Annotated in this window: 2 protein-coding genes; one reads left to right on the forward strand and one right to left on the reverse strand. The window is 67.0% G+C overall.

Going from position 1 to position 4,545, the window contains the following annotated elements; translation table 11 throughout:
- Window positions 1–2,089 (forward strand): NAD-dependent DNA ligase LigA (gene ligA, locus VB777_RS14385; protein WP_323249776.1); only part of this gene is annotated, 2,089 nt, incomplete at its 5' end.
- 51 nt (window positions 2,090–2,140) lie between these two features.
- On the opposite strand, the gene VB777_RS14390 is transcribed toward ligA, so the two are convergent.
- Window positions 2,141–4,405, reverse strand: coding sequence for a choice-of-anchor I domain-containing protein (locus VB777_RS14390; protein WP_323249778.1), 2,265 nt, complete (start codon window positions 4,403–4,405; stop codon window positions 2,141–2,143).
- Window positions 4,406–4,545 lie beyond the last annotated feature (140 nt).

Consider the following 4,545-nt stretch of genomic DNA (forward strand, 5'->3'; position numbering starts at 1 on the left):
GGCCGCGCGGCAGCGGGCCGAGGAGCTGCGGCGGCTGCTCAGCCGCGCCGCCCATGCCTATTACGTGCTCGACGCCCCCGATATGGAGGATCCGGTCTACGACCGGCTCTACCGGGAGCTGCTGGAGCTCGAGGGGACCCATCCTGAGCTGATCACGCCGGACAGCCCGACTCAGCGCGTCGGTGGGGCCCCGGCCGAGGGGTTCGTGAGTGTGGCCCACCGCATCGGCCTGCTCAGCCTCGATAACGCCTTCTCCCTCGAGGAGCTGGAGGCCTGGTACGGACGGCTGCTCAAGGTGCTGGATCGCCAGCCCCAGCCCGGCGCTCCCCTGCCGGCCCTGGCGATGGTGGGCGAGCTCAAGATCGACGGCAACGCCCTCGCCCTCAGCTACGAGCACGGCCTGCTGGTGCGGGCCGCCACCCGTGGCGACGGCGAGCGGGGCGAGGAGATCACCGCCAACGTGCGCACGATCCAGAGCGTGCCGCTGCGGCTCCAGCTCGAGCGCCCGCCGGAGTGGGTGGAGGTGCGCGGCGAGGCCCTGATCCCCGACGCGACCTTTGCCGCGATCAATGCCGAGCGGCAGGCCCGGGGCGAGGCCCTGTTCGCCAATCCCCGCAACGCCTGCGCCGGCACCCTGCGCCAGCTGGATCCGCGGGTGGTGGCCGCCCGCCGGCTCGATTTCTTCGCTTACACCCTGCATCTGCCGGACGACTGGCAGCCCGCCGCCGCTGATCCCCAGCGCCCCACCGGTCAGTGGCAGGCGCTGCAGTGGCTGCAGAGGGCCGGGTTCCGGGTGAATCCCAATGCCTCGCTTCTGAACGATCTGGCGGCGGTGGAGGCCTTCTTCGCCCAGTGGGAGGAGGGGCGCCGGCAGCTGCCGTATGCCACCGACGGCGTGGTGGTGAAGCTCAACGATCTGCGCCTGCAGGCCGATGCCGGCTTCACCCAGAAGGCCCCCCGCTGGGCGATCGCGCTCAAGTACGCCGCCGAGGAGGCCCCCAGCAAGCTGCTGCGGCTGGCCTGCCAGGTGGGCCGCACCGGCGTGGTGACGCCCGTGGCCGAGTTCGAGCCGGTCCCCCTGGCCGGCACCACGGTGAGCCGCGCCACCCTTCACAACGCCGACCGCCTGGCGGAGCTGGATCTCCATGCCGGCGACACGATCGTGGTGCGCAAGGCCGGCGAGATCATTCCGGAGGTGGTGCGGGTGCTGCCGGAGCTGCGGCCTGCGGCGGCTCCGCGGCTGGCCTTGCCCCAGACCTGCCCGGAATGTGGCTCGGAGCTGGTGCGGGAGGAGGGCGAGGCGGCCACCCGCTGCGTCAACAGCAGCTGCCCGGCGATCCTGCGGGGCGCCCTGCGCCACTGGGTCAGCAAGGGGGCCCTCGATGTGGACGGCCTCGGCGGCAAGCTGATCGAGCAGCTGGTGGATCGGGGCCTGGTGGCCTCGATCGCCGATCTCTACCGGCTCGATGCGGCCCTGCTGGCCAGCCTGGAGCGGATGGGCGAGAAGAGTGCCGCCAATCTGGTGGCGGCCCTGGCGGCCTCCAGAACCCAGCCCTGGCCGCGGCAGCTCTACGGGCTCGGCATCCATCACGTGGGGGAGGTGAATGCCAAGGCCCTGGCCCGCGCCTTCCCCAGCGCCGCCGATCTGGCCGCCGCCGCCGCCGACAGCCCGGAGCGGATCATCGCCGTGTTCGGCATCGGCGGGGAGATCGCCCAGAGCCTGCAGCAGTGGTTCGGCACCCCGGCCAACCAGGCCCTGCTGGCGGAGCTGGAGCAGCTCGGCTTCTCCCTGGCCTTCAGTGCGGCCGAGCAGCAGGCCATGGCCGGTCCCAGCGAGGGGGCCGCGGCCCTGGCGGCGCCCCTGGCTGGCTCCACCTTCGTGCTCACCGGCACCCTGCCCAGCCTCAGCCGCCGCCAGGCCCAGGAGCGGATCGAGGCCGCCGGCGGCAAGGTCACCGGCTCGGTAAGCAAGAAGACTAGCTACGTGGTGGCCGGCGAGGAGGCCGGCAGCAAGCTGGCCAAAGCGGAAAGCCTCGGAGTGGCGGTGCTGGATGAAGCGGCTCTGCTGGCCCTGCTGGCCGAAGCATGAAAAAGGGCCCAGCTGGGGGCCCTCAACATCATCGGCGGGTCACCCGAAGGCTCAGAGCACGCCGGTGTCCTGGATCAGGTTGAGCTGGCCACCCTGCACAAGGTTGCCGTTCTCGCCGATGTTGCCGTCGCGCAGGCTGTGGGCCTGTACGTCGGCCAGGAAACTGGTGCCGGGGAGCTGGTTGTAGAGGGTGGAGACATCAAGAATCCCGGAGGATTCCCAGTTGCCCGGATCGGTAGCGCTGGGGTCGGTCTGGCCGTAGTCGGTAGGGACTGCGGTCCGATCGATCTGGGCCCAGCGTTCAGTGGAGGCCTGGCCCGTGATGGAATCTGTCTCGGTGGGGCTCACCTTCCAGATCGAGGCCTCTTCCTGGGCGAAGTAAGGCGCAGGCACCGAGCGATCTTCCTGCACATAGACTGACCCATCAGCCGACCAGGTGAGGTTGTCGGGGCTGCGGATGATCGTGGCACCGAAGGCGGCCTGTTCTTCGGGCGTATCGATCGCACTCCCGTTGGTAGTCTCCCAATCAGAAATTTCCCGATCGCCGTCATAAATTACGGTCAGATTGGTGCTGTTGTTTCCCGCAACAATCTCTCCATCAGGATTGAAAGCACCGCTGAGATCCAGGGTGATCAGGTTGCCGAAGCTGTCGGCCCCAGCAAAGGCCGAATTGCCGGTGGTGGCGAACACCACCTGCTGGCCATTGGTGGGATTGATGCTGGCGTCCTCCAGGCGGCTGAGCTGGAGCGCCCCGAGGGCGTTGGCGTTGGCTCGCAGGGTGGCCTCATCCCAGCTGGCCACTGTGGAGCCGTCGCCCACCAGCTCCCAGCTGCCGGCGGCGGCGGTGCCCAGGGCCAGGTCATTGAGGTCAGCGGAATCGGGTACAGCCACCGGATTGTCGACATCATCATCCGTGTAGTCCTGCTCGACCAGGCCAGCATCCGTGCCAATGCTGCCACCCGTCGGAACCCAGGTGTAGACATTGCCCTGGCTCGCCGCCAGGCCGTTGCGTTCCAGGAAAGAGGCCGCCGGATCCACCGACTTGCTGCCCACCCACAGATAGAGGGGGGAGGTGTTGTCATCCATCAGGATCACAGCCACGGTGTTCGCGCTGCCCGTGTCCACCTGCACGGCGGTTTCCCAGCCACCGCGGCCCAGCCCCGGCAGGGCGTAGAGGGTTTCGGTGGCGGTGTCGAGGGCATAGAAGAGACCCTCATCCGTCTCCTCACCGGTGAGGTAGATGGAATCCACAAAGCCATGGCCGGCCCCGAAACGGTCGGCTATCTCGAAACTGCCAGAACAGAAGCGATTGAAACCTCCGTTCAGCTGGGCGGCATCGGTGACCAGATTGCCGTTGGCATCCACGATGGTTGTGTAAGCGATCCCTCCAGCGATCACTGCCGACTGGTAGCCGTTGCTGGCGTCATCATCGACGTCCTTGTCAACGATCAGCTTGTGGATGCGGGCGCCGTTGAGGGCCACACCGCCCACTACATAGGGGGTGCCGGTGCCGTTGTTGAGCTCGCTGTTGGCCAGCACGGTGTAGGTGCCATCTCCGTTGTCGTAGGCGCCAAGGCCATCGAAGATGCCGGTGGGTGTGTAGACACTGGCGCCGGGCTCCAGGCCGTTGGTGAACTCACCATTGGTGATCAGACTGCTGATCTGCAGCTCGGGCCCTCCGGCCACATCCTTGAGCATCGTCTGCTCGAAGACGCCCGCACTGCCTGGGCCAGGGGTGTTGATCAGAGCACTCAGGTCGAGGATGTCCAGGGTGTTGCTGACCTCATTGGAGATCACCAACTGGCTGCGGCGGGTGGGGCTGTCCTTGGCGGGAATCACCAGCAGGCCCTCGGGGGAGAGACTGCCCTCAATCACGCTGTGGCTGACGTACTGGCCATTCGTCGGCTCACTGATGTCGAAGATGACCAGGGTGGTCTTGAGGCCACGCTCCATCCCCACGATGGCGTAAGTGCGGCCGTCTTCCTGGATGGTCGTCACCGTCTCGGGCTCCACACCCTTGGCATCACTGCGGCCGTCGGCATACGTGCCCGCTGCGAAGGCGATTGTCTGAAGGCTGTTCCCGCTGTCCCAGACAAGCTCGCCGGTCTGGGCATCAAAGATGCTCACCGAGCGACTACCAAGGGAGACGTTGGTGGGCGTGCCATCAGAGGCCAGGATGGTGTCCAGTCGGCCATTGGCGGCAGCGGGATTGCGGGCTATATCTTCATAGTCTCCGTATTCCCGGGCATCCCCTTCATTGGCGGTGATGTAGTAGGTCCGGCCTTCTACTTGGAAGGCGCTGATACCATCGGGCATGCGTAAGCCGACAGTATCCGTTCAGGGGTCGGGACAGCACGCGGCGAACTTCGTCTCAGCTGAACCCTTGACGGCGCCCTGATTCCCGTTTGCATCTCAGGCAGAGACTGCTTGAGATGGGCGCTCCTCCTGCTGGCATT

The sequence above is a fragment of the Synechococcus sp. CCY9202 genome (genome assembly GCF_034931685.1).
Lineage (GTDB): Bacteria > Cyanobacteriota > Cyanobacteriia > PCC-6307 > Cyanobiaceae > CBW1002.

Coding starts and splice junctions, on each gene's coding strand:
- VB777_RS14390 (WP_323249778.1), bottom strand. CDS start 4,405: ATGCCCGATGGTATCAGCGCCTTCCAAGTAGAAGGCCGGACCTACTAC.